This window comes from Streptomyces sp. NPDC047000, assembly GCF_040644295.1.
GTDB lineage: Bacteria > Actinomycetota > Actinomycetes > Streptomycetales > Streptomycetaceae > Streptomyces.
This window is the reverse complement of record NZ_JBEYWE010000024.1, coordinates 73,414-98,280: the sequence shown is the minus strand read 5'-3', so window position 1 is coordinate 98,280 and position 24,867 is coordinate 73,414. Positions and strand designations below refer to the sequence as shown.

23 protein-coding genes are annotated in these 24,867 nt (G+C 74.0%); 16 read left to right on the top strand and 7 right to left on the bottom strand.

All coding sequences use genetic code 11. The annotated features are described in order from the left end of the window. Nucleotides 1-48 precede the first annotated feature (48 nt). Complete coding sequence (locus ABZ862_RS29685) at nucleotides 49-855, bottom strand: alpha/beta hydrolase (protein WP_360964534.1); 807 nt, start codon at nucleotides 853-855, stop codon at nucleotides 49-51. 48 nt (nucleotides 856-903) lie between these two features. Next, nucleotides 904-1,362, bottom strand: a complete 459-nt coding sequence (locus tag ABZ862_RS29680; protein ID WP_360964531.1) for a cupin domain-containing protein — start codon at nucleotides 1,360-1,362, stop codon at nucleotides 904-906. 127 nt (nucleotides 1,363-1,489) lie between these two features. On the opposite strand from ABZ862_RS29680, the gene ABZ862_RS29675 reads away from it, so the two are divergent. Continuing rightward, on the top strand, nucleotides 1,490-2,098 hold the full coding sequence (locus tag ABZ862_RS29675; RefSeq protein WP_360964528.1) for a TetR/AcrR family transcriptional regulator: 609 nt from the start codon (nucleotides 1,490-1,492) through the stop codon (nucleotides 2,096-2,098). Nucleotides 2,099-2,127: 29 nt separating this feature from the next. Here the strand turns inward: ABZ862_RS29675 and ABZ862_RS29670 are convergent, their stop codons facing one another. The 3 genes from ABZ862_RS29670 to ABZ862_RS29660 form a co-directional block, all read right to left on the bottom strand. After that, nucleotides 2,128-2,757 carry a CoA transferase subunit B gene (locus ABZ862_RS29670; RefSeq protein ID WP_360964525.1) on the bottom strand — a complete coding sequence of 210 codons (630 nt, stop codon included), beginning with the start codon at nucleotides 2,755-2,757 and terminating at the stop codon, nucleotides 2,128-2,130. Then, nucleotides 2,757-3,512 carry a CoA transferase subunit A gene (locus ABZ862_RS29665; protein ID WP_360964522.1) on the bottom strand — a complete coding sequence of 252 codons (756 nt, stop codon included), beginning with the start codon at nucleotides 3,510-3,512 and terminating at the stop codon, nucleotides 2,757-2,759. Before ABZ862_RS29665 ends, ABZ862_RS29670 begins: the two co-directional genes overlap by 1 nt. Nucleotides 3,513-3,609: 97 nt before the next feature. Then, on the bottom strand, nucleotides 3,610-4,977 hold the full coding sequence (locus ABZ862_RS29660; protein WP_360964519.1) for a hypothetical protein: 1,368 nt from the start codon (nucleotides 4,975-4,977) through the stop codon (nucleotides 3,610-3,612). 251 nt (nucleotides 4,978-5,228) lie between these two features. Here ABZ862_RS29660 and ABZ862_RS29655 point away from each other — a divergent pair, with 251 nt between their 5' ends. The 13 genes from ABZ862_RS29655 (at nucleotide 5,229) to ABZ862_RS29595 (ending at nucleotide 18,757) form a co-directional block, all read left to right on the top strand. Next, nucleotides 5,229-6,053 (top strand): SDR family NAD(P)-dependent oxidoreductase, encoded by an 825-nt coding sequence (locus tag ABZ862_RS29655; protein WP_360964516.1) that lies wholly within the window; start codon nucleotides 5,229-5,231, stop codon nucleotides 6,051-6,053. After that, nucleotides 6,046-7,179, top strand: a complete 1,134-nt coding sequence (locus tag ABZ862_RS29650) for an amidohydrolase family protein (RefSeq protein ID WP_360964513.1) — start codon at nucleotides 6,046-6,048, stop codon at nucleotides 7,177-7,179. The genes ABZ862_RS29655 and ABZ862_RS29650 overlap by 8 nt, the downstream gene beginning before the upstream one ends. Then, nucleotides 7,176-8,618, top strand: a complete 1,443-nt coding sequence (locus ABZ862_RS29645) for an FAD-binding oxidoreductase (RefSeq protein WP_360964510.1) — start codon at nucleotides 7,176-7,178, stop codon at nucleotides 8,616-8,618. The genes ABZ862_RS29650 and ABZ862_RS29645 overlap by 4 nt, the downstream gene beginning before the upstream one ends. A 99-nt stretch (nucleotides 8,619-8,717) precedes the next feature. Further along, a complete protein-coding gene (locus ABZ862_RS29640; protein ID WP_360964507.1) occupies nucleotides 8,718-10,103 on the top strand; it encodes an FAD-binding oxidoreductase in 1,386 nt (461 codons plus the stop codon). Between the two features lie 239 nt (nucleotides 10,104-10,342). Then, nucleotides 10,343-11,383, top strand: coding sequence for an ABC transporter substrate-binding protein (locus ABZ862_RS29635; RefSeq protein WP_360964504.1), 1,041 nt, complete (start codon nucleotides 10,343-10,345; stop codon nucleotides 11,381-11,383). A 29-nt stretch (nucleotides 11,384-11,412) separates the two neighbouring features. Further along, nucleotides 11,413-12,297, top strand: a complete 885-nt coding sequence (locus ABZ862_RS29630) for an ABC transporter permease (protein ID WP_360964501.1) — start codon at nucleotides 11,413-11,415, stop codon at nucleotides 12,295-12,297. 13 nt (nucleotides 12,298-12,310) lie between these two features. Then, a complete protein-coding gene (locus ABZ862_RS29625; protein WP_360964498.1) occupies nucleotides 12,311-13,138 on the top strand; it encodes an ABC transporter permease in 828 nt (275 codons plus the stop codon). Further along, nucleotides 13,135-14,070 carry an ABC transporter ATP-binding protein gene (locus ABZ862_RS29620; RefSeq protein WP_360964495.1) on the top strand — a complete coding sequence of 312 codons (936 nt, stop codon included), beginning with the start codon at nucleotides 13,135-13,137 and terminating at the stop codon, nucleotides 14,068-14,070. The genes ABZ862_RS29625 and ABZ862_RS29620 overlap by 4 nt, the downstream gene beginning before the upstream one ends. Before the next feature lie 3 nt (nucleotides 14,071-14,073). Continuing rightward, nucleotides 14,074-14,481, top strand: coding sequence for a VOC family protein (locus ABZ862_RS29615; RefSeq protein ID WP_360964492.1), 408 nt, complete (start codon nucleotides 14,074-14,076; stop codon nucleotides 14,479-14,481). A gap of 200 nt (nucleotides 14,482-14,681) precedes the next feature. Continuing rightward, nucleotides 14,682-15,953, top strand: coding sequence for an amidohydrolase family protein (locus tag ABZ862_RS29610; protein WP_360964490.1), 1,272 nt, complete (start codon nucleotides 14,682-14,684; stop codon nucleotides 15,951-15,953). Next, complete coding sequence (locus tag ABZ862_RS29605) at nucleotides 15,950-17,356, top strand: carboxylesterase family protein (protein WP_360964487.1); 1,407 nt, start codon at nucleotides 15,950-15,952, stop codon at nucleotides 17,354-17,356. Before ABZ862_RS29610 ends, ABZ862_RS29605 begins: the two co-directional genes overlap by 4 nt. A gap of 17 nt (nucleotides 17,357-17,373) precedes the next feature. Then, nucleotides 17,374-17,901 carry a carboxymuconolactone decarboxylase family protein gene (locus ABZ862_RS29600; protein ID WP_360964484.1) on the top strand — a complete coding sequence of 176 codons (528 nt, stop codon included), beginning with the start codon at nucleotides 17,374-17,376 and terminating at the stop codon, nucleotides 17,899-17,901. A gap of 46 nt (nucleotides 17,902-17,947) precedes the next feature. Beyond that, nucleotides 17,948-18,757, top strand: coding sequence for an SDR family oxidoreductase (locus tag ABZ862_RS29595; RefSeq protein ID WP_360964481.1), 810 nt, complete (start codon nucleotides 17,948-17,950; stop codon nucleotides 18,755-18,757). Between the two features lie 41 nt (nucleotides 18,758-18,798). Here the strand turns inward: ABZ862_RS29595 and ABZ862_RS29590 are convergent, their stop codons facing one another. Then, nucleotides 18,799-19,551: a GntR family transcriptional regulator gene (locus tag ABZ862_RS29590; protein WP_360964478.1), complete on the bottom strand. Its 753-nt coding sequence runs from the start codon at nucleotides 19,549-19,551 to the stop codon at nucleotides 18,799-18,801. A gap of 264 nt (nucleotides 19,552-19,815) precedes the next feature. Between ABZ862_RS29590 and ABZ862_RS29585 the strand changes: the two genes are divergently transcribed. After that, complete coding sequence (locus ABZ862_RS29585) at nucleotides 19,816-21,264, top strand: SWIM zinc finger family protein (RefSeq protein WP_360964475.1); 1,449 nt, start codon at nucleotides 19,816-19,818, stop codon at nucleotides 21,262-21,264. Further along, complete coding sequence (locus ABZ862_RS29580) at nucleotides 21,261-23,921, top strand: DUF6493 family protein (RefSeq protein WP_360964472.1); 2,661 nt, start codon at nucleotides 21,261-21,263, stop codon at nucleotides 23,919-23,921. Before ABZ862_RS29585 ends, ABZ862_RS29580 begins: the two co-directional genes overlap by 4 nt. Nucleotides 23,922-24,026: 105 nt before the next feature. Here ABZ862_RS29580 and ABZ862_RS29575 read toward each other — a convergent pair whose 3' ends face one another. After that, the gene (locus ABZ862_RS29575) at nucleotides 24,027-24,821 is read right to left on the bottom strand and encodes a DUF2249 domain-containing protein (protein WP_360964469.1); all 795 of its coding nucleotides are present in this window, start codon (nucleotides 24,819-24,821) and stop codon (nucleotides 24,027-24,029) included. Nucleotides 24,822-24,867 lie beyond the last annotated feature (46 nt).

The window sequence follows — 24,867 nt, the reverse complement described above, 5'->3', positions numbered from 1 at the left end:
CGACGCCGTCAGCCGGATCACGGTCAGGTCCGCCTGCCGGCTCCGCTGTCACGGCCGTCCGGTGGCGTGGGCGTCGGCGAAGTCCCAGACCACCGGCAGGAATTCCCCGGGCGTCTCCGACTGCGGCATGTGGCCGGTGCCCTCCAGCAGCCGGAACTCCGCACCGGGAACGGCCTTCGCGTACGCCCGCCCGTACTCGGCGTCGACCACCCGGTCGCTCGCTCCCCAGGCGACGAGCGTCGGGTGCGCGACCTTCGCCAGCCGCTCGGCCAGCGTGGGGTCCGCCATGGCGTACGGCCCCGCGTACACCTCCAGCGCCGCCCGGTTGGCGGCCGCCACCGCGCGCTGCTCCTCCGTCAGCGCGCTCGGGTCGAAGCGGAACTTCGACGGGTCGTGGAAGGACAGCCGGGACAGCTCGACGGGCGTCAGCGAGAACGTGTCGGCGACCGGATGACCCGGGACCTCGATGCCGACCGCGTTGACGAGGACGACACCGCTGATCCGGTCGGACCCCAGGGCCGCCAGCTCGGCGGCGATCCAGCCGCCTATGGAGTTGCCGACCACGGTCACGTCGTGCAGGTCCAGGGCGTCGAGCAGGTCCTTGTAGAGCGCGGCCAGCGTGCCGACGTCGGTCAGCCGGGCGGGGCGGGCGGTGCCGCCGAAACCGGGGTGCAGGGGCACGTACACCCGGGCCGGCCGCCGCTCGGCGAGGAGCGCGGCGAACGGGGTGACGGTCTGCGGGCCGCCGCCCCCGTGCAGCAGCAGGAAGGGGTGTCCCTGTTCGCCGTGGACCTCGACGGTCAGGTCGGCGCTCTCCGCGCCGGCGGCCAGGGTACGGGTGATGGTCTTCGTCATACGAGTGGCTCCTGGAGCAAGCTGGTCGCGGAGGGACATGAGGGGATGTCAGGCATGCTCGGTCGCCGGGACCGTGGCGTAGCGGCTCATCACTTCGACGGTCGATTCCGGGGTCATCTCGCGGCCGCCGGCGATCATGTCCCGCAGATCGCGGAAGTAGTTCACATACAGGTCGGGCGTAAAGGTGTTGATCATCACCGCGGGGATGTCGCCGAGGTTGGCGAAGGTGTGCGGGGCGCCGGGCGGGATCATCGCGAGGGTGCCGGCCGGCGCGGCGTGCGTGGTCTCGCCGACCGTGAAGTGCACGGTGCCCGAGACGACGTAGAACCCCTCGTCGTGCTCGGCGTGCCGGTGCTGGGGCGGGCCCTGGGTGTGCGGGGCGATGGTGATCTCGCCGATGCCGAGGCGGTGCCCGGTGGTGCTGCCGTCCTCGAGGATGCGCATCCGGACGGGGCCCAGCCGGATCGACTCGCCGCCGTCCGGGCCGACCAGGGAGACGTCGGTCATGGCTGCCTCCTTCGTGAGAGCTGACTCTCAGGAGACTAGGCGACCCGCGGGCTTCGTGCAAGTGCACTCTCATGAAGAGAGTCGAGTGTTAGGATGTGAGGGCGCAGGCAGGAAGAGAGGGCCGGGAATGACGACGCAGGCGGCGGGCAGCGGCCGTACCCAGCAGAAGCGGCGCACGCGCACGGCGATCGTGGCGGCCGCCCGTGACCTCGTGGACTCCGGCGCCGAGGTCACGATGCCGGCGGTCGCCCGGGCCGCACTGGTCTCCGAGGCCACCGCCTACCGCTACTTCCCCGACCTCCCGTCGCTGATCGGTGAGGCGCTGACGGGTGCCTGGCCGCCGCCCGCCGAGGCGCTCGCGCCGGTCGCGGACTCGGCCGACCCGGTCGAACGGGTCGCCTTCGCCTGCGCGTTCCTGCTGCGTGGCATCCTCGCCCGGGAAGGGGCGGTCCGCGCGATGATCGCGGCCACCGTCACCCGGCCCGGCGGCGAGAACGTGCGCCCCGGTATCCGCTTCGGGCTGATCGACCATGCGCTGCTGCCGCTGGAGGGCACCCTGGGGGCGACGGACCCGGAGGCGTTCGCGCAGCTCAAGCGGGATCTCGCCGTGGTGGTGAGCGCGGAGGCGCTGTTCACGCTCACCGATCTGTGCGGCCTCGCCCCCGACGAGGCCGTCGCCAGCGCCGTACGGACCGCGCGCACCCTGACCGAGGCGGCGGTCCGCGCGGTCCCGTGAGGCGCCGCCGGCGCGTCAGGCGCCGCGGGTCAGCCGCGCAGGGGCGCTCCGGTACGGGCCCGGAGGTCCTCGGGTGTGACGCCCGGCGCCCGCTCGGCCACCGTGAGCCCGTCCTCGTCGACGTCGAAGACGCCGAGGTCGGTGATCACGCGGTGCACGCACGCCCGGCCCGTGAGGGGCAGGGTGCAGAGGTCGACCAGCTTGGGGCTGCCGTCCTTCGCGGTGTGCTCCATCAGCACGATCACCCGGCGGGCACCGTGCACCAGGTCCATGGCCCCGCCCATCCCCTTGATCATCTTGCCGGGGACGCTCCAGTTGGCCAGGTCGCCGCGCGCCGACACCTGCATGGCGCCCAGCACGGCCGTGTCGATGTGGCCGCCCCTGATCATCCCGAAGGACAGCGCCGAGTCGAAGAACGCGGCGCCCGGCAGCACGGTCACCGTCTCCTTGCCCGCGTTGATCAGGTCGGCGTCGACCTCGCTCTCGCCGGGGTAGGGGCCGGTGCCGAGGATGCCGTTCTCGGAGTGCAGGACCACCCGCACCCCGGGCGGCAGATGGCCCGGGACGGTGGTGGGCAGCCCTATGCCCAGGTTGACGTACGAGCCGTCGGTCAGTTCCGCGGCCGCCCTGGCGGCCATCTGCTCCCGTGTCCAGCCCATCAGCCGCGCACCGTCCTCTTCTCGATCCGCTTCGCCGCGGCCTGCTCCCGGGTCAGGGGGACGACCCGCTGGACGAACACCCCGGGCAGATGCACCTCGTCGGGGTCGAGGTCACCCGGTCCGACGAGTTCCTCGACCTCCGCGACGGTGACCCGGCCGGCCATGGCGGCCGGCGGGTTGAAGTTCGCCGCGGCCTTGCGGAACACCAGGTTTCCGTACGGATCGCCCCGCCAGGCGCGCACCAGCGCGAAGTCGGTGGTGATGCCGTGCTCCAGGACGTAGGTCCGGTCCTCGAAGGTGCGGACCTCCTTGCGCGGTGAGGCCGCCGCCACGGTGCCGTCGGCCGCGTACCGCCAGGGCAGCCCGCCGTCCGCGACCTGGGTGCCCACCCCGGCCGGGGTGTAGAAGGCCGGGATGCCGCAGCCGCCGGCCCGCAGCCGCTCGGCGAGCGTGCCCTGCGGCACCAGTTCGACCTCCAGCTCGCCGGACAGGTACTGCCGGGCGAACTCCTTGTTCTCACCCACGTACGAGCCGGTCACCCGGGCGATCCGGCCCGCGGCGAGCAGGACGCCGAGTCCGGCGCCGTCCACCCCGCAGTTGTTGGAGACCACGCAGAGCCGTGCGGCGCCCTGGTCGTACAGCGCCCCGATCAGGGTCTCCGGGACTCCGCTGAGGCCGAACCCGCCGACGGCGAGGGACGACCCGTCGGCGATGTCGTGGACCGCGTCGGCGGCGGACGTGCGGACCTTGTTCACGGGCTGGACTCCTCGTTCACGGGCGGGACTCCTCGGAGGGGTGGGGGCGGCGGAGGGGTGTTCCGGCCGGCGGAGCGGACGCCGGGGAGCGGCACGGTCACCGGCCGTCCACGGAGGCGGGCGTACCGGCCCGCGGTGTGCCGGTGACCTGGTGGGCCAGCGACGCGAGATCGGCGTCGCCGAGCAGCCGGCCTTCGCCCGCCATCACCTCACGTGCCCTGCGCAGCACCTCGTCGACCTGCCCGGGGGTGATGTCCACGCCCAGCTCGGCCAGCTTGTCGGCGAGGGTGTAGGGGCCGCTGTCCGGGGTGAAGGGCACCTTGCGGGCGTTGCCGACGAGGGCGGGCTCCAGGCAGTTGTGGAGCAGCGGATCGACCGCCGTCTCCTGGGTGATGAGGTCCATGCCGCCCCAGGAGAAGGCGCCGGTGCCGGTCACCGGGTGGTTCCAGGCGACGTGATAACCCGTCAGTTCCTCACCGGCGCGGGCGAGTTCCGTCAGCCGCTCGGTCCTGATCCCGGTGCGCACCCCGTACAGCGCCTCGAACGCCATCGCCGTGGCGGCCAGATCGGCGTTGCCGGGGCCCCCGCAGTAGCCGTTGACCGACAGTTCCACGACATCCGCCCCGGCCCGTACCGCCGCCACGGCGCAACCCACCGCGAGCCCGAACGTGTTGTGCGGATGCAGACCGATCCCGACGTCCGGTGCCAGCTCCTTCGTGCGGCCGACCAGGTGGGCGTAGGACTCGGGACTCATGGCGCCGGGGCCGTCGAACAGGGTGAGTTCGGTGGCGCCCGCGCCGGCCAGCACGGCGACCGACTCCTCCAGGGACTCCTCGGTGAGGAAGGAGACCATCAGCATGGGGACGACCGCGTCCAGACCGCGTGAGCGGGCGTGCCGGATCAGCGCCGCCGCGCGGGTCAGTACGTCGGCCCTGTCGCGCGGGGTGTCCGCGCCGCGCCATTCCTCGCCCCGCCAGGCCCGTTGGTAGACCGCGGGGTTGTAGAGGGCGGACGCCTCGCCGAGGCCCTGCACCCAGATCTGCACGGCGTCGTAGCCCGCGTCGGCGGCCCGGTCGATGTCCCGTGTGGTGCGCAGCAGGGGCAGCAGCACCCGGCAGCCGGGGTTCTCGCCCTTGACCAGTGCGACCTCGCGGCGCAGTGCCGTGTCGTCACGGCCGCCGAGCCCCGCGGTGACGACCTCGCGCACCCCGGCGCCGACGAGCCGGCGCAGATACGCCTCCTTCGCCCCGGTGGAGGCGACCACACCGGGCAGCGTCTCCACCGACCGCAGGGTCGCGTCGCGCAGCCGGACCGACTCCGGCAGGTCCCCGCGCACCTCGGGGCGGCGGGTGAAGGGGCTCACCGACCAGCGGCCCGGTTCGTAGGCGCCCGGCGCACGTCGGGAGGCCAGCTCCGCGCGGAACCGCGCGATCTCCTCGTCGGTGAACACGGGCGGCTTGTCCATGGGGTGTTCCTCTCTGCCGGGCGGGTCGGCTCATTGAAACACCACCCCTCCATCGCTGTCGACACTAAGAAGCTGACTGTGTCGATGAACTGCGATTACTGACGATTCGATCCGTCGAGTGTTTACTTTCTGTCGACACTAACTGATACTCGAGCCACTCGCCGCCCGCTCCCCGGGCCGTATGCCCGCAGGTGCCCCTCGCGCACCGCGCACGCGCGGCGAGCCCCGACCACCGACCGAGGGAGTAACCCGTGACCCAGGACGTGCCCCCCGCACGCTCCGGCCGTCTGGCCGGGCGGATCGCCGTCATCAGCGGCGCAGGAAGCGTCGGCCCCGGCTGGGGCAACGGACGTGCCACCGCCGTGATCTTCGCCCGCGAGGGCGCCACCGTGTACCTCACCGACCGGGACAAGGACGCCCTGGAGGTCACCGCCGAGCAGGTCCGCGGCGAGGGCGGCACCGCCCGCACCCACCTGCTCGACGTGACCGAACCCGACGCCGTCCAGGCCTACTTCGAGGAGACGGAGCGGCAGGCGGGCCGGATCGACATCCTGGTCAACAACGTCGGCGGCTCGCGGGCCGGCGGAGCGGCCGAGCTGTCCCTGGAGGACTGGGACAGCCAGCTGCGCACCAACCTCACCAGCGCCTTCCTCGCCTGCAAGCACGTCGTGCCGGTCATGCGGCGGCACGGCGGCGGCGCGATCGTCAACACCGCGTCCGCCTCCGGACTGCGCTGGACCGGCGCCGCGCAGGTCGGCTACGCGGCGGCCAAGGCCGCGGTGATCCAGATGTCCCGGGTGACGGCCGTGCAGTACGCGCCCGACGGCATCCGGGTGAACACCGTCGTACCCGGGCAGCTCCACACGCCCATGGTCGAGGCGCGGCTCGCCCACCAGCGCGCGGGCGGCGACGTGGCGAAACTGCTCACCGAACGCCAGGCCCGTATCCCGCTCGGCTTCATGGGCGACGGCCGTGACACGGCGTACGCGGCGCTGTTCCTGGCGTCCGACGAGGCCCGCTTCGTCACCGGCACGGAGATCGTCGTCGACGGCGGAATGACGGCCCGCTGTGACTGAGCCCGCCGTCCGCCCGGCCCGCACGCCGCCCGCGGCCCCGCTCCGCCCGGCGGCCGCACGGGACCCGCAGGCCCCGACACCGCACCAACCCCCGGAGTCCCCGCGGGCCCCGCGCGCCGCGCAGGCCCCCGCGCCCTCCCCGGGCTGCCCGCCCCCGCACCCCGCTCCCCGCAGACCCGCCCTCGTCCTGCCCCCCGGCAGTTGCGACGCGCACTGCCACATCCTCGGCCCGGCCGCCGTCTTCCCCTACGCCCCCGAGCGCACCTTCACCCCCGTCGACGCGCCCAAGGAGCAGCTCGCCGCCCTCCATGCGCACCTCGGTCTGTCCCGCGCCGTGGTCGTGCAGTCGTCCTGCAACGGCTCGGACCACCGCACCCTCCTCGACGCACTCGCCGCCGGACAGGGTCGGCTGCGCGGAGTCGCCCTCATCGGGGAGCACACCACGCGGGCCGACATCGAGGAACTGCACCGCGCCGGAGTCCGCGGCTTCCGCCTGAACTTCCTGCCGCACCTGCGCACCGCGCCCACCCGTGCGGAGATCGACTCGGTGCTGGAGCGTGTCGACGGCCTGGGCTGGGTCGCCGAGCTGCATCTCACCAGGCGCGAGGCCGCCGACCACGAGGCCCTGATCCGCTCGCTGCCCGGGCCCGTCGTCATCGACCATCTCGCCCGTGTCGATCTCTCCGCAGGGCCCGGCGACCCCGCCCTGCGCAGTCTGCGCTCCCTCCTCGACACCGGCGACGTCTGGCTCAAGGTGAGCGGAGTGGACCGGGTCTCCCGGCAGGGGCCGCCGTACGCCGACGCCGTGGCGCTGGCCGCGTCGTTCGTGGCGCACGCGCCCGGACGGGTGGTGTGGGGTACCGACTATCCGCATGTCAACATCGAGGGCGACGCCCCCGACGACGGGCTGCTGGTCGACCTGCTGGCCCGCATCGCGCCCGATCCGGACCTGCTGCGCCGCCTCCTCGTCGACAACCCGGCCGAACTCTTCGACTTCCCGCCCGTGCCGCCCGCGACGCCTGAGCTGCTCGCGACGCCCGCGACGCCCGTGCCGCCCCCGCCGTCCGCGCCGCCCGGTGCGGCGGACCCGGCGGCCGTCCCCGACCCGCCCCTGAAGCAGCCATGACCGCCCCCGCCCCCGTCACCGCCCCCGCCGTCGACGGCGTCTTCCTCGTCCGGGGCGCCCCCGGCTACGAGGAGGCCCGGCTCGGCGCCGTCTGGAACCTGCGCAAACCCGACCGCTTCCCCGACGCCGTCCTCGTCGCCGCCGGTGACCGGGACGTCCAGGCGGGCGTGCGCTGGGCCGCCGAGCACGGCCTCAAGGTGTCCGTCCGCTCCGGCGGCCACAGCTGGATCGGCAACGGGGTCCGCGACGGCGGGCTGCTCATCGACCTCTCCGCCCTGGACGAGGTCGAGATCGACGCCCCGAACCGCCGCGCGAGCGTCCGCCCGGCCGTCCAGGGAACCCGCTTCAACGCCCTGCTCGCCGCCGAGGGGCTGGTCTTCCCCAGCGGCCACTGCCCCTCCGTCGGCGTCGGCGGCTTCCTCATCGGCGGCGGCTACGGCTGGAACTCCCGCGCCCTCGGCCCGGCCTGCTTCAGCGTCGAGGCGGTCGACGCCGTCCTCGCCGACGGCACCCTCGTGCACGCCACCGACCAGACCCACCCGGACCTGATGTGGGCCGTGCGCGGCAGCGGGCCGGGCTTCTTCGCCGTCGTCACCCGCTTCCACCTGCGGGTGTATCCCGCCTACGAGCGCATCCTGCGCAGCGCCTACGTCTTCCCGTACGAGCTGCGCGACGAGGTGCTGGCCTGGACCCACGAGACCGTGCCCGGCGTCTCCGACTGGCTGGAGCTGTCCGCCAAGGTCGCCTTCACCCCGGGGGTGGAACGCCAGACCACGATGATCACCGCGGCGGCGTTCTGCGCCCCCGGACACGGCCCGGACCTGCTGGCACCCCTGGAGAAGGCACCCTTCCTGCACCACGCCCTGCGCCGGGTGGAACGCGTGCCCTCGACCCTCGACGACCTGTACGCCCTCTCCGACGGTCTCACCCCGGCGGGCCGGCGCTACGCCGTGGACGGCGTCTGGACCGACGCGCCCGCCGACCGCGTCCTGGAGGCGGGCCGCCCCGTGCTGGACGGGCTGCCGAACCGCGACAGTTTCCTGCTCTGGATGCTGTGGGGCGGGCAGCCCACCAGGGAGAACGCCTGCTGGTCCACCCAGGCCCGGCTGTACTTCTCCCCGAACGCCGTCTGGGACGACCCCGCCGACGACCTCGCCCACGAGACCTGGGCGCACGAGACGCTGCGCGCCCTGGACCCCCTCGCGCACGGCACCCAGTTCGCCGACGCCAACCCCGCCGACCGCCCCGACCACGGCCTCGAACCGGCCCAGGCCGCCCGCCTGGAGGAACTGCGCCGGCGCTACGACCCCGAGGGCCTGCTGCGCGCCTATCTGACCCCCGCGGAGTCCACCACCGCCCTGGCCGCGCACCGGCGCCGTGCGGCGGCGGGCGGACACGACGCCGAGCGGCCCGGAGAGACCGCCATGACCGTCGATTAGTGTCGACAGAAAGCCGAAATTGGCGACGCGCACACCCTTGACCGGCAATTTGTGTCGACAGTACCGTCGGAATGTCTGCACCACCCAAGGAGCCATACTTTGTCCAGGACGCCCGATCCCCATCCTGCCTCATCGCCGCGCGGAGCCGTCGTCCGGCGCGGCGACGCGCGGTACGAGCAGGCCCGCCTCGGCGCCGTGTGGAACGAGCGCAAGCCGGACCGGTTCCCCGAGGTCATCGTCGTCGCGGAGGACGAGCAGGACGTCGTCGCCGCCGTACGGCTCGCCCGGGCCGAGGGACTGAAGGTGTCCGTCCGCTCCGGCGGCCACAGCTGGGTCGGCAACGGGGTGCGCGACGGCGGACTCCTCGTCGACCTCTCCCGCCTCCAGGAGATCACCGTCGACCCGGAGCGGCGTACCGCGGCCGTCCAGCCGTCGGCCAAGGGACCCGCGATCCAGCAGGCCCTCGCCCCGCACGGGCTGTTCTTCCCGACCGGGCACGCGCCCACCGTCGGCATCGGCGGCTTCGTCCTCGGCGGCGGCTACGGCTGGAACTCCCGTCACCTCGGCCCCGCCTGCCTGAGCATCCGCGCCGTCGACGTGGTCCTCGCGGACGGCACCCTGGTGCACGCCACCGACGCGACCCACCCCGACCTGCTGTGGGCGGCGCGCGGCAGCGGACCCGGCTTCTTCGGCGTCGTCACCCGCTTCCACCTGGACCTGTACGACCGCCCCACCGAGATCCGGCGGACGGTGCACAGCTATCCGATCGAGCTGCGCGACGAGGTGCTCGCCTGGTCCTACGACCTCCTGGAGCAGCTCCCCACGAACGTGGAGTTCTCCGCCAAGGCGGGCTTCACCCCCGGCCTCGGCACCCCCTCCGTGTCCCTCACCGCCACCGTGTTCTGCACCCCCGAGCACGGCCCCGAGGCACTCGCCCCGCTGGAGGACGCCCCGTTCCGCGACCGGGCCCTGCGCTCCGTCACCGCGGCGCCGACCACCGTCGAGGAGCTCTACGACATCGCCGACCGGCTCAACCCGGAAGGCCTGCGCTGGGCCGTCGACGGCATCTGGGCCGACGGGCCGGCCGAGGAGATCCTGGGCGCCGCCCGGCCCGTCCTCGACGGCATCCCGGACGGCACCAGCTTCGTGCTGTGGATGCTCTGGGGCCACTACCCGACGCGCCCCGACGCCTGCTGGTCCGCCCAGGCCAAGGCCTACCTCTCGCCCAACGCGGGCTGGAGCGACCCGGCGGAGGACCTGCGGCACGAGAACTGGGTGCACGGCTCCCTGGCCGCCGTCCAGCACCTCTCCAAGGGGCTTCAGTTCTCCGACAACAACGTCGCCGACCGCCCCGACCTCGGCCTCAGCGCCGAGAACGCCGAACGGCTGGAGAAGATCCGCGCCGCCTACGACCCCGACGGGTTCTTCCGCACCTACATGACCCCGGACGAGTCGACCACGGCGTACGCGCTCGCGTCCCGCTGACGTCACCGAGGCGCCGGCACCCCGGCGCAGGTGTACCGGCCGTACCGCGACCCCGTACCCCCGCACCACCACCGCAGACCCGCACCACCCCCACATCCGTACGCACCACCACCGCGGACCCGCACCCGCATCACCCCGTACCGGCCGCAGCCACCCGGCCGGGAGAGCCGCAACCGCCCCCGGCGGCGTCCCCGGGCAGCACCCCAGGGCCCCGCCACTGTGCAAAGGAGCACACCCTCATGCCGAAGAGCACGAGAAGCACGGTCAGCACCCGCACCGCCAGAAGCCCGTTCCGCAGCCTGGCGATCGGCGTGGTGACGCTCGCCGTCGCCGCCCCGCTGGCCGCCTGCGGCGGTTCCGGCGCCTCCGCCTCCGCCGGCAGCGGCGGGGACGGACCGGCGAAGGTCACCGTGCTCCGCTCCAACGGCGCGCTGTTCGAGCCGCTCTACATCGCCCAGCAGCAGGGGTACTTCAAGGCCGCCGGTCTCGACGTCACCATCAAGCCCGGCGCCCAGGACACCTCGCAGAACGCCCCCTCGCTGCTCAACGGCGAGGCCCAGTTCGCGATGACCGACTCCTCCGGCTTCCTCAAGGGCGCCGCGAAGAACATGCCGATCCGCATCGTCACCGCCCTGGTGTCCACCAACACCAAGAACGCCCCCACCGACGGCCTGCTCGTCAAGAAGTCCAGCCCCGTCGAGCGCTTCTCCGACCTGGAGGGCAAGACCGTCGGCCTGGCCGCCCTCGGCGGCAACATCCAGTTCATGGTCGAGTACCTCGTCGAGAAGGACGGCGGCGACCCGGGCAAGGTCAAGTTCGTCGCCCTGCCCACCACCTCCCTCACCGACGCCGCGAAGACCGGCAAGACCGACGCCGTGTTCTCCTTCGGCGCCTTCTACGGCGCGGGCAAGGAGGCCGGGCTGCGCTCGGTCGGCAACGGCACCAACGACCTGCCCGGCCTCACCCAGGGCCTGCTCTTCTCCACCCAGAAGTACCTGTCCGGCAACAGCGCGACCGCGAAGAAGTTCGCCGACGCCGTCGCCCGGGCCATGACGTACGCCAACGCGCACCCCGACGCCGTCAAGGCGGTCGACAAGAAGTACACCCAGCTGCCCGCCGCCTACATCGACAAGGCGCAGAACGCCTACTACGACAAGAGCCTCGACACCACCGTGATGCGCACCGTCATCACCAAGATGCACGCCTACGGCCTGCTCAGCAGCACGCCGAAGGACGACGCCATCTACTGGGACAAGGCCCCGACGACCACCGGCGGCTGACAGCCGAGAACGGCAGAGGTACACCCACCATGGCCACTTCCACCCCGGCATCCGCCGCACCCACCGGGTCCACCGGACCCGGTACGGGCCGCCGTCCGGCCCCGGCCCCCCAGCGCCCCGCGCGGCGCCCCGGGGCCGGGCGGGCCGCGTGGCACCCCACCCTCACCCTGCTCCAGCTGTCCGCCGTCCTCGCCGTCCTGCTCCTCTGGGCGGCGATCGCGGCGGCCGGCCTGGTCAGCACCACCGCACTGCCCGGACCCCTCACGGTGTTCGGGCAGTTCCCGGGCCTGTTCGGCGACGGCGCCTACCGGCAGGCGGTGACGGACACCCTCGACGGTGCCCTCACCGGCTTCGCCGCCGCCGCGGTCGTCGGCATCCCGCTGGGCCTGGTCACCGGCACCTACGCGGCGGCCGAGCTGTCGTCCCGCCTCCTGGTGGACGTCCTGCGGTCCTTCCCCGTCATCGCCCTGCTGCCGGTGTTCCTGCTGGTCCTCGGGTCCACGCCGACGACGAAGACCACCGTCGTCTTCATCGCCTGCGTCTTCCCCGTCTTCCTCCAGGCCCAGTACGGCGCCCGCTCCGTCACCCCGATGATCAACGAGACCATGGACGCCTACCGCGTCCCCCGCATGCTGCGCTTCCGCAAGGTGATCCTGCCCAGCGCCACCCCGTCCGTCATGACGGGACTGCGGCTCGCGGCGACCACCTCCGTACTCGTGGCCATCGGCGTCGAGGTCCTCACCACCCTGCCCGGCATCGGCCACGAGGTCGTCCAGGCTCAGCAGGGCGGCGCCTCGGCACGCGCCTACGCGTACATCGTCACCGCGGGCTGGATCGGCTGGGTGATCACCCTGCTGTCCCAGTTCGCCGAACGGCGCCTGCTGCGCTGGCGCCCGCCCGCGCACACCGACTGAGAGGGGGCACCCCATGTCCGAGCGTCCCTCCGGCGCCCTGCGGAAGTCCCTGCTCACCCAGCTGTGGCTGCCGGTCCTGTGCGTCGCCGTGCTGTTCCTCGCCACCGCGGGCAGCACCAGCTTCTACTTCCCGCCCGCCGCCGACGTCGTCGCCACCCTGTGGCGCGAGCTGCTGCACGGCGGCCTGACCGGCGACCTGCTCTTCTCGCTGCGCAACATCGTGGCCGGCCTCGCCGTCGCCACCGCCTGCGGCATCGGCGCCGGTCTGGTCATCGGCGAGATCGAGCCGCTGCGCCGCGCGACGGGACCGCTGCTCGACTTCGCGCGGGCCACCCCGACCGTGGCGTTCGTCCCGGTCATCATCCTGACCCTGGGCATCGGCTCGGGCCCCAAGATCTTCCTGATCGCCCTCGGCTCGTTCTGGCCGGTCCTCCTCAACACCGTCAGCGGCGTCCACGGCATCAACCCCGCCGTGCACGAGACGGCCCGCAGCTACCGGATCCCGCGCAGACTCAGGCTGCTGAAGGTGGTGCTGCCCGGCGCCCTGCCGCAGATCTTCGCCGGCATCCGCGTCGCCCTGTCGATCGCCGTGGTCCTCATGGTCGTCAGCGAGATCTACGGCTCTCCGGTCGGCCTCGGCAACTTCATCCTGCAGAGCGGCTCCAGCTTCGCCGTCCCGGAGACCTGGGCCGGAACCGTGCTGATCGGCATGCTCGGCTACGCGCTGAGCCTGCTCCTGCTCGCCGCCGAGCACCTGCTGCTCGGCTGGTACCACCAGCGTCCGCCCCGGGCCCGGCGGCCCCGGCGGACCATGTCCCGGAACGAGGTGAAGGCATCATGAAACGCGGATCCAGCCTGATCGTGGAGGACGTCCGCAAGACGTTCGGCCACGGCGCGGACGAGCACACGGTGATGGACGGACTCTCGCTGCGGGTCGACCCCGGCGAGCTCGTCTGCATCGTCGGCCCGTCCGGCGCGGGCAAGACCACCCTGCTGCGCTGTCTCTCGGGCCTCATCCGGCCCACCTCCGGCACGATCCGCTACGGCGACGAGCCGCTGACCAGGCCGCACGCCGACATCGCCGTCGTCTTCCAGGACTACCGCGGCTCCCTGCTGCCGTGGCTCAGGGTCCGCGAGAACGTGGCCTTCCCGCTGGAGGGCATGGGCGTCAAACGCGCCGCGCGCAGCCGCCGCGCCGAGGAGTGCCTGGAGGCCGTGGGCCTGCCGGGCGTCGGCGACAAGTACCCCTGGCAGCTGTCCGGCGGTATGCAGCAGCGCGTCGCCATCGCCCGCGGCCTCGCCTACGACGCGCCGGTCCTGCTGATGGACGAGCCGTTCGGCTCGGTGGACGCCCAGTCCCGCTTCGACCTGGAGGACCTCACCCTGCGGCTGCGCGCCGAGCTGGGCATCACCGTCATCGTCGTCACCCACGACATCGACGAGGCCGTCTACCTCGGCGACCGCGTCGTCGTCCTCGGCGGCCGTCCCACCACCGTCGTCGACAACCTCACCGTCGGCCTCGGCACCGACCGGGACCAGCTCACCACCCGCGCCGACCACCGCTTCACCGAGCTGCGCACCCGGGTCCTGAGCCGGATCCGCGAGGCCCAGACCGCGGCGCCCGCCGGACAGCCGGCCGCCGGGAACCCCGTACGGCGGACACCGGAACCGGAGGGACACGACCGGCACGACCGGCCGCAGGACGGCCCCGAGGGCCCGGCGCCGGACGCCCTCGGCGCGGCCCGGGAGACCAGCGGGCGGGCGGTGCGCTGAGCCGTGACGACCCGATTCGACCACGTCGGCCTCTCGGTCCCGGACCTGGAGGCCGCCACGGCCTGGTACTGCGCCGCCCTGGACCTCACCGCGGCGCCCGTGTTCGCCGTCGCGGAGACCGATCTGCGCGGGGTGATGCTGCTGCACGGCAGCGGCTACCGCATCGAACTCCTGCACCGCCCCTCCGCCCGCCCCGGCCTCACCCCGGGCAGTCCCGTCGAGGCGGCGGGCACCCACGGCTTCGGCCACATCTGCCTGTGCGTGAGTGACGTGGCGGCGGAGTTCGCCCGGCTCGTCGCGGCGGGCGCCGGGGTCAGCATGACCCCGCGGCCCGCCCCGCGCCCGGGGGCCACCATGGCCTTCGTGACGGACCCCTACGGCAACCTCATCGAACTGCTCGACCGCGACTGAGGCCGGCCGCTCCCCGGCGGCCCCGGGCCGCAACCGGATGCGGGTCCGGACCCGGGTCCGGACCCGGGCAAAGAGTCACCCTCAGCTTTAGCTTTACACCTGCCCTCGGACGAGGGTCCGGCCACCGCCGGCGCACAGACCTCCGCACGCCGGGACCGGCAGCCCCACGAAGTGTCCCCACGCAATGTCAGGAGCGCACCATGAGCGAGCACCCGACCGACGGCCCGAGCGGGACGGGCGGGACGGGCGGGACGCCGACCCTGTTCACCGGCGTCCAGGTCTTCGACGGCACCGGGCGCGACCCGTTCCCCGCGGAGGTCCTGGTCGAGGGCAACCGCATCACCGCCGTGGCGCCCTCCGTACCGGCCGCGCGCAGGTCCGGCGCCCGCGTGGTGGACGGCGGGGGAGCCGCCACGCTGATCCCCGGGCTGGTCGACTCCCACACCCACCTCGGTTTCGGCTCCACCACCGAACACGTCTCCCGCCGCCGCGACGAACCCGACGAGGAGAAGGCCCTGCTGGTCGCCCACGCCGGCCGGGTGCTGCTCGACCACGGCTTCACCAGTGCCTACTCCGGCGGCAACCGGCTGCCCCGCACCGAGACCGCCGCCCGCAAGGCGTTCGCGGAGGGCTGGATGCCCGGCCCCCGCTTCAAGGCGGCCTCCTGGGAGGGCACCGCCGGCATGGTGGAACCGGGCGTCTACGACTTCCCCGGCACCGACGGCCGCGCCTCCGACCCGCGGTCCGTGGGCCGCTTCGTCGGCGAGATGGCCGACCTCGGTGTCGACATCGTCAAACTGTCGCTGTCCGGCGAGAGCGCCGTCGTCCAGGGCACCTCGCGGATCGTGCAGTTCACCGACGAGGAGGTCGCGGCCGCCGCCGCCGTCGCCCGCGAACGCGGGGTGGCCCTGACCGCCCACGCCCACGCGGCCGAATCGATCAAGATGGCGGTACGGCACGGCATCCGCGCCGTCTACCACTGCACCTTCGCCGACGAGGAGGCCCTCGACCTTCTCCAGGCCGCCCGCGACCGGCTGTTCGTCGCCCCCACCCCCGGCATCATCCACGCCAACCTCCACGAGGCCGGCAGCGAACCCGAGCCCGGCATGGAGGTCGAGGCCACCGAGAAGGCCGTGCGCCAGGTCGTGCCCGAACTCGTCCGGCGCGGCATCCGGGTCGTCCCGGGCGGCGACTACGGCTTCCCGTGGAACCCGGTCGGCCGCAACGCCCGCGACCTGGAGCTGTTCGTCGACTGGTTCGGCTTCACCCCGGCCGAGACCCTGCGCGCCGCCACCGAGCACGGCGGCCAGGTGATGGGCCTGGGCGGCGAGCTCGGCCTGGTCCGCGAGGGATACCTCGCCGACCTGGTCCTGGTCGACGGCGACCCGCTGGACGACATCCGCATCCTCCAGGACCGCGACCGTCTCACCGCGGTCATGAAGGACGGCAAGCTTCACAAGGCACCGGCGTGAGCCCCCTCGGCGCGGGCACGGCACGGCTGCCCCGGGCGGGCGGCGCCGCCGCGCCCCGGGCCCGTACCGGCGCCGGCCGCCTGGTGGGGGAGTGGGACGGCGGAACCGCCGTGTTCCGCGGCGTCCCCTTCGCCGCGCCCCCGGTCGGCGACCTGCGCTGGCGCCCGCCCCGGCCCGCCGCCCGCTGGGACGGCGAACGCCGCGCCACGGACTTCGGCCCGGCCCCGCTCCAGCCGCAGCCGCCGTCCGACTCGGTCATGTACCGCACCAACTTCGCCGACCGGCGGCCCCTGGTGATGAGCGAGGACTGCCTCTACCTCAACGTCTGGACCCCCGACCCGGCGCCCGGCGCGGAACTGCCGGTGACGGTCTGGATCCACGGCGGCGGCAACCGCTACGGCCACGGCTCCCAGGACATCCACGAAGGCCGCGCCCTGGCCGCCCGGGGCCTGGTCGTCGTCACCCTCAACCACCGGCTCGGCGCCCTCGGCTTCCTCGCCCACCCGGACCTCGCCGCCGAGGACGACCTGGGCGCGTCCGGCGGCTACGGGCTGCTCGACATCGTCGCCGCCCTGACCTGGGTCCGCGAGAACATCGCGGCCTTCGGCGGCGACCCCGACCGCGTCACCCTCGCGGGCAACTCCGCGGGCGCCGCCCACATCTGCCACCTGATGGCCGTACCGGCCGCCCGCCCGCTGTTCCACGCCGCGCTCGGCCAGAGCGCGAGCGGCGTGGGCCGCGCGGAGGGCCCGCTGCCGTCCCAGGAGGAGGCCCGGCGCCGCGGTCTGGCGTACGCGGACGGGTTCGGCGGCGCGGGCATCGACCGGCTGCGCCGGGTGTCGGGCGTCGAACTGATCGTGCGGGGACACTTCGGCCCGGTCGTCGACGGCAGGCTGCTCACCGAGCCCACCGACGACGTGTTCGCCGAGGGCCGCCAGCACCGGGTCCCGCTGCTGCTGGGCACCAACCTCGACGAGGGCACGGTCTACGCCGCCGAGGGCGAGGACGCCGGTGCCGTCGGCGACGCCCGGTTCGTCGGCCCGGTCTGGCGCTGGGCCCGCGCCCACCGCGCCACGGCGGCACCGACCTGGCTCTACCGCTTCACCCGCCGCCCGCCCCTGCCCCCCGGCCTGCCCGACCCCGGCGTCTATCACACCGCCGAACTCCCCTACGTACTCGACAACTTGTCCCAGCGTCCCGACTGGCCCTGGGAGCCCGCCGACCACCGCCTCGCCGGCCTCATGGCCGACACCTGGGCCCGTTTCGTCACCACCGGCGACCCGAACGGCACCGGCCTGCCGCACTGGCCGCGGTTCACGGGACCGGACAGCTCACCGGTGATGGCGTTCGGCGACACGGTCCGCGAGGACGTCCAACGGGCCCCCGGGCCCGCCCGCAGCTGAGAAGGGAAACACCCCCTGTGACACGACTCCCGGGCACCGAGGGAAGCGGCGACATCGCGGACCGCATCCGGGCCCGCCGGGGCGGCGCACTGCGCCCGCTCGACCGGATGCTGCTGCACAGCCCACCCGTGGCGGACGGCTGGAACGCCCTGCTGGGCGCCGTACGGCAGCGCATGACACTGCCCGCCGACATCCGCGAACTGGTCGTCCTGCGCATCGCCGTCCTCAACCGGGCCCCCTACGAATGGACCGCCCACGAACCGGAGGCGCGGGCAGCCGGTCTGACCGACCGTCATCTCGCCGCACTCCGTGCGGAGGACGCCGCCACGCACCCGGACCTGGACGCCCGGCAGCGCCGGGTGATCGCCTACACCGACGCCATGACCAGGGACGTCCAGGTCCCCTCGGCCGTGTTCGACGCCCTGCGCGACGACTTCACCCCGGCCGGGCTGGTCGAACTCACGGTGACCGCGGCCGCGTACGGCATGGTCTCCCGCTTCCTGGAGGCGCTGGAGGTCGACTCCCCGTCCCCGCACCGCAGTTGACACCCCTTTCCGCTGACTCCCGCAAGCCGCACCAGAGGAGAACGACGTGACCGCTCCCCACCCCGCCGCCCCCGCCCCGACCACCGCCGGACGGCTGCACGGCAAGGTGGCCCTCGTCACCGGCGCGGGCGCCGGCATCGGACAGGGCTGCGCGCTGCTCTTCGCCGAGCAGGGCGCCACGGTCGTGGGCTGCGACCTCGATCCGGCCGCCGCGGAACGCACCCGCGAGCTGGCCGCCGACCGGGGTCTGCGCATCGACGTGACGGCGCCCCTGGACATGACCGTCCCGGCCGACGCCCGGCGGTTCGCCGACGAGGCGTTCGCCCGGCACGGCAGGATCGACGCGCTGGTGACGGCCGGAGCGATCGCGCCCCGCATGGCCACGGCCGAGGAGATGGACTTCGAGAGCCAGTGGGGACCGACGATGCGCGGCGAGACCGATGTCGTCTTCCTCCCCGTGCAGGCGGCGTGGCCGCATCTGAAGGCGTCCGGGGGCGGCTCGATCGTCAACTTCGCCTCGGTGAACGCGTTCCGCGGCAGCAGCACGTTCGGCATGGTGGCGCACTGCGCGGGCAAGGCGGCCGTACTCGGCCTGACCCGTCAGCTCGCCGTGGAGGGCGGCCCGTCGGGCATCCGGGCCAACACCATCTCGCCCGGCATGGTGCGCACCCCGGCCACGGAGTCGGCGGGCGCCCACGAGGGCGCGGCCCGGGACGCGGTGCTCGCCCGCATCCCGCTGGGCCGGGTCGGCCGCCCCGAGGACATCGCCTGGTGCGCGGTGTACCTGATCTCCGACGAGTCGGCCTGGGTGACCGGCGGCAACTTCCCGGTGGACGGCGGCGTCCTCGCCAAGTAGCGCTGCGGGAGAAGAGGACCGGGGGCGGCCCGAACGGGGATTCACGCCACCGCGGAACCCCGCTTGCGCGCCCCCGTCCCCTTGCGCCCGCCGCCCGTGCCGTCCTGCTCCATCTGGTCCTCCACGGCGCGCAGGGCCCGCACGGTGGCCCCGGCGATGAGGGCGGACGCCAGCTCCCCGTCCCGCTCCACGCACGCCTGGATCAGCCGCTCCTGGTCGTCCACGCTGTAGGCGAGCCGCCCGGGACGGGTGAGGCTGAGGTGGCGCAGCATGAGGGTGCGCAGGGCGAGCGAGTCCAGGATCTGCTTGAGTGTGGCGTTGCCGACGATCTCGGTCATCCGCTCCTGCAGCAGGACGTGGCTCCAGAAGTACGTGTCGACGTCACCGGCGTCGGCGAGTTCCCGCATCTTCTCCACCCGGCTGCGCAGCTCGGTGAGCTCGGCGTCGGTGGCCCGCCGGACGAGCAGCCCGGCGAGCATGGCCAGCAGCTGCCGGCGCACCTGGTAGATGTCGCGGATGTCGGTGAGGGAGGGCGCCGCGACCCGGGGCCGGCGGCGTGCCTTCATCTCGACCAGCCCCTCCTGCTCGAGCAGCATCAGCGCCTCGCGCACCGGGGTACGGCTGGTGTCGAAGCGCCGTGACAGTTCGACGCTGTTGAGGTCCTGCCCCGGTTCGAGCCGTCCCTCGATGATCCCGGAGCCGACCCATTCGGCGATCTGCGCGACGAGCGGCTCCCGCCGGTCCCTGAGGCGCAGCAGCCGTTCCAGCACCATGTGCGTGTCCTGATCCGACATGCGGGGGCTCTCCCTGTCCACTCCGGGTACCATCACGTCAGCCACACCTGCGTCCACCGCACCACCAACCGTGAAACCTCGAACGGTGTCGACAGTACCGCATCATTGCCGCGCTCTGGATCGTAGAATTCGACTTTCTGTCGACACCGGGCCCCCGCGGTGCGGTCACCCTTCAGGGGTCTGATTCGTGTAGGGCTCACGTATCCGGCGCACCGGAACCCGGGTGCCGACGGCGATGTCAGTGGTCGTCCCTACGGTTCTTCCATGACGCGATCTCTGCAGGCCGTGGCCTATCGACGACCCTCCGTGCTGGAGTCCGCCGGGAGCGGACGGCACCTGGGGCTGGAGACCTCCCGGGGTGCGACCCCCTCGGGCCCCGCGGACCACCCGCGCTTCTTCAGCGGGTTCCTGACGGACCCGCAGCCGGCGTCCGCCGCGCTCCTGGCGGTCGCGGACGTGGCCGCCGCGCGCTACCACCAGCCCCTGCTGCGCGCCTCCCTCGACCCGGTGGTGACGGGCAACGGCGACCGGCTGCGCTTCGAGTCCTTCTCCGGCTGCGGAGGGGTCTACGCGCGGCTGGACGTCCTGGCCCCCGGCCTCGACGGCGGCGAGGTGGGACAGGGCACGACCAACGTCGACGTGAACAACCCGCTGCGCGAGGCGCTCTCCCGGATCGGCTCGGACGATCCCCTCCACCTGCGGGTCGGCCCCGAGGAACTGGCCGTGACGACCCTCGACGGACCGGTGGTGGAGAAGAAGGTCCCGCTTCCCGACCGCTGGCTGCGCGGTTTCGCGGAGGCGCAGGTGATCGCCGCGGGCTTCGACCTGAGGGCCGAACTGCCGGCCGCCGAGGCGGTGCGCTTCCTGCGCACGCTGCCGCGCACCGCCGGGCGCGGGGCCGCCGCCGGGCCGCACTGGGTCGTCCCGGCGGGGCGGACCCTCCGCCCCGCCACCCGGCCCCTGCCGGGCGCCGTGTGCCTGCCCGGCCCCGCGCGCCTGGAGGCGTTCCGCCGGGTGCTGCGGCACGCCACGGCCCTGCGCGTCTACGGCCCCGCCGTCACCGGCGCCGCCGCCACGGCGAGCGCCTGGGAGGCGGTGCTGCCCGGAATGCGGCTCACCCTCACCCTGTCGCCGGACACCTCACGCGGCTTCTCGGGCGAGGGCGGTGTGCTCCACGCGCTCGCCACCCCCGAGGCCGCCGAGGACGCGGAACTGATCGCGGTGCTGCTCGCCTGGGAGCCCCGCGTCGACATCGCGGACCTCGCCGCCGCGTCCGGCCTGACCGCCGAGCGGGTACGGGTCGCCCTGGTCCGCCTCGGCACCTCCGGCCGGGTGGGCTACGACACGGCGGAGGCGGCGTACTTCCACCGCGAACTGCCCTACGACGCCGCCCGCGTGGAGCGGCACAACCCGAGGCTCCGCTCGGCGCGGGACCTGGTGGCCGCGGGAGCGGTCCGGGTGGACGGCGCGATCGGCACGGTCACCGCCGGGGACGGCCATGTGCACCGGGTGCGGGACCAGGCGGGCGTTCTCAGCTGCAGCTGCCTGTGGTGGGCGCGCCACCGGGGCGGACGCGGGCCGTGCAAGCACGCGCTCGCGGTGCGGATCGTACGGCGCGGCGGGGCCGGCGAGCACGCCCGGATCCCGGACGGGGCGGCACACGCCGGCGGCGACGGCTCCGGTGCGGCGCGGACGGACGGGGGTGCGCGATGAGCGCGCTGATGACAGCGGTACGGGCGGGGCGGACGGGCGAGACGGTGGACCTCCTGGCCCGGATGACGGACGCCGAACGGCGCGCCCACGTGCCGGAACTCCTGGAACTCCGCAAGGAACTGCGGAAGGCGCCCTGGAACGCGTACTCCCGCCGGGCCTACTCGGCGCTGCACGTGGCGGGCACGGCGTGCCGGACGGGCGCGGCCGCCGTCGCCACCTGGATCGCCGCCAACGACATGCGCTGGTCGTCCGCGCCGCCCGCCGCGATCCTCCGGCTCCTGGCCGACCGCCCCGCGGACTGGCTCGCCGACGTCACGGACCGCCTCGCCCGGCGCCCGCCCGCCACCGAGGTGCCCTACGAGCTGATGGCCGGCCTCGTACGGCTGTCGGGCTGCCCCGTCCCGACCACGGAGGCCTACGTCACCGGCTGGGTGGAGCACACCGGCCGCACCTGGCAGCGCGGCAGCCTGGACGAACGGCTGCGGACCGACGCGTACCGGGCGCCGCTGGTGGCCGCGCTGTTCGAGACGGACGACATCGGCAGCCGGCTCGAACGGTCCGCGGGCGGCGAGCAGGACACCTGGCCCGGCGCGCTGGCCCGGCTCACCGCCGAGGGCGCCCTGGACCGCAAGGCGATGGTCGACGGCTGCCTGGCCCGGCTGCTGCGCGGCGGCACACCGGCCGACGCACGTGTCTTCCTGCTCCTGCTGCGGCTGCTCGATCCCACCCCGGAGGAACGGCGGGAGCACACGGCCGACTGGCTGGCCCTGGCCGCCGACGCGGTCTCCCCGGTGGCGGGCCACGCCCAGTCGGTGCTGGCGGCCCTAACCCTGGACGGCGGCCTGTCGGCCCGGCAGCTCGCGGAGATGTCCGGCGCGGTGCTGTTCCGCCCCGAGAAGAAACTCGTCCGGGCCCAGCTGGTGCTGCTCGGCAAGGCCCTGGCCCGGGACCGGACCGCGGCGGACGAACTGCTGCCCGGCGTCGCCCAGGCCTTCGGCCACACCGACCCGGACATCCAGGAACGGGCCCTCACACTGGTGGAACGCCATCTGACGAGCGCCGGTGACGCCGGAACCAGGGACGAACTGTCGGCCATGGCCGAGCAGCTGATACCGGAACTGCGGGCGCGCGCGGCCGGACTGCTCGGCACACGTGCGGCCGGGGCCGGGGCGGAGCCGGAGCCGTACGAGGAGAACCTGCCGCCGTTCACCGGCCCGGTCCGGCTCGCGGCGGCTCCGGCCACGCCGGAGGAGACGGCCGAGGAGGTGAGCGCGGCGCTGGCCTCCGCTCCCTCCGTGGCGGAGTTCGAGCGGACCCTGGACGGGCTGGTGCGTCACGCCTACCACGACCGGGACGCCCTGGTACGGGCCCTGCGGCCGGTGCTCGCACGCTGCTGGTGGAACGACGACGGCGCGCGCGCCCAGGATTCCGTCGAGCGCGTGTTCGATCCGACCCGTGGGTGGCTGTTCACCGCGTCCAGCGGTCTGGAACTCCTCCTCGTCACCCTGTACGACAGGATCCGCACCCGTACCCTGCACGCGGCCGTCCACCACGGCACGGCCTGCCGTGACTGCGGGCACGCCGCGCTGACCAGGGCCTTCGACGCCCGGCTCTGGGAGGTGGCGTACCTGCTCAGGACCCGGCCGGTGCCGTTCCTGCTGTCGGTGCCGACCTGGAGCACGGGCCTGCTGGAGCCGGACGAACTGGTGGACCGCCTCGACACCTACCGGCGGCTCGGCGCCCGGGCCGGAGAGGCCGACTTCGCGCAGGCGCTGCTGCGGGTACGGCGCGGCGACCGCGCCTCGGCCCAGGCCGCCGCCGGACGGGCCGCGGCCCTCGGCACCCCGGAGGGCGCCCGGCTGGCCCGCTGGCTCACCGCCGGGGTGCGGGCCCTCAGGACGACCCGGCGCACCCACCCACCGCGGATCCTGGTCGAGTTCGGCGAACTCACCGAGTTGCAGGAGGACTTCCCCGCCGCGTTCCGCCCGCTGGGCAGGCCCACCGGCGTCCTGGGGAATTTCCGGTACTGCTTCCACGGCGGCCCCGGCGCGCAGCGGCACTGGCCGGCGCTGCTGCCGGAGCGGCGTGAGCTGGTGGCCGGACGGCTGCTGCCCGGCCTGTCCGAACTGGCGGTGGGCAACGGCCGGGGCGACGGCGCGTACCTCCCGCTGCTCGCCGAGTCGGACGGCGAGGCGGGGGAGGCGATGCACCTGGGACTGGCGTACGGACTGTGCGCCCGGCACCCGGAGGACCGGCTCGCCGCGGTGGACGCGCTGCTGACGCTGGCGGCGCGCGGTCAGCTGGACCCGGTCCGGCTGGGCACCGACCTGCGCCAGCTCGTACAGGCGGGGGCGGCCAAGCCGCTGAGGCTGGCGGAGTCGGCGCGCACCGCGGCGGCCACCGGGGCGTGCGCCACCGTCTGGGAGGTGCTGCGGCACGTGCTGCCCGCGCTGCTGGCCGGACCGTCGGCAGCCGGGGCGGCACCCGCACGGGGGCTGGGCGACCTGCTGGGCGTGGCCGCGGAGTGCGTGGAGCGTTCCGGAGCGGGCGGTGAGGTGCGGTATCTCACGGAGACGGCGGACCGGCGCGGGTCGTCGCAACTGCTCACGCAGGCACGCCGGTTGCGAGCGGCACTGGCCTTCGCGGCGGCTGCCTGACCGGCGCCGGCGGCCCGGAGGCCGACGAGGGGGTGGGGAACCCGGGGGCGCCGGGTTCCCCTTCGGGGACCGGTTGAGGAGACGTCCCCGAGTCATCGGGACCGCTCAGTGGCGGTTGAACAGCAGACGCCAGGCCTCCGGGCCGCGCTCGAGGTACTCGAAGGTGAAGGCGCCCGGGTCGCGGGCCTCGATCTGGGCCAGCAGCGGCAGCGGGTCGTGCGGCGCGACCAGGATCATCGCGCGGCCCGCCGGTACGGCGTCCAGGGCGCCGAAGATCGTCGCGTGGCGCAGGGCGTGCGGGACCGCGCGGGCGTCCAGCTCGGGCACATCGGCGTCGTCCGAGCCGCCGCAGCCGCAACTGCCGCCGCAGCCGCCGGACTGCTGCGCGGCCTCGCCCTCGGCGTGGCCGTGCGCATGACCGCCCAGCAGCTCGTGCATCCCGTCCAGCAGCTTCGCCAGCGACAGCTCGGGCGACGCCGCGATCAGCGGGAGCACCAGGTCGTTCTCCTTGTCCAGGTGCGCCTCGAACAGCACCTGCAGGGCACGGGCGTCGCTCGCCGCGCGGGCCGCGGAGGGCGCGGTGCGCAGCGCCTCCACCAGGTCGGTGATCCTGCGGTGCTCGGCCAGCATGCCGTCGACCAGCAGCCGCGCCTCCGTGGTGGCGTGCGCCGCCGGGTACAGCGCCTTCTCCTCGGCCAGGGCGTGCGGGACGAGCTCGTGCTCGCAGAAGGCGACCAGCCCGGCCCGGATCTCCCCGGCCGATTCCGAGCCGCGCTCCACGGCGTCGATCAGCATCGTGACCCGGCCACCCAGCTCACCCGCCAGCTGGGCGTGGTGCGCCTCCACGGCTTCGACGGCCTGGGCGTCCTGGGGGTCCGACGCGAGGGTGACAGTGCTCATGCTGGTCTCCAGCTGTTGGTGGCGGCCGGGGGCGGCCGGGTGGGGG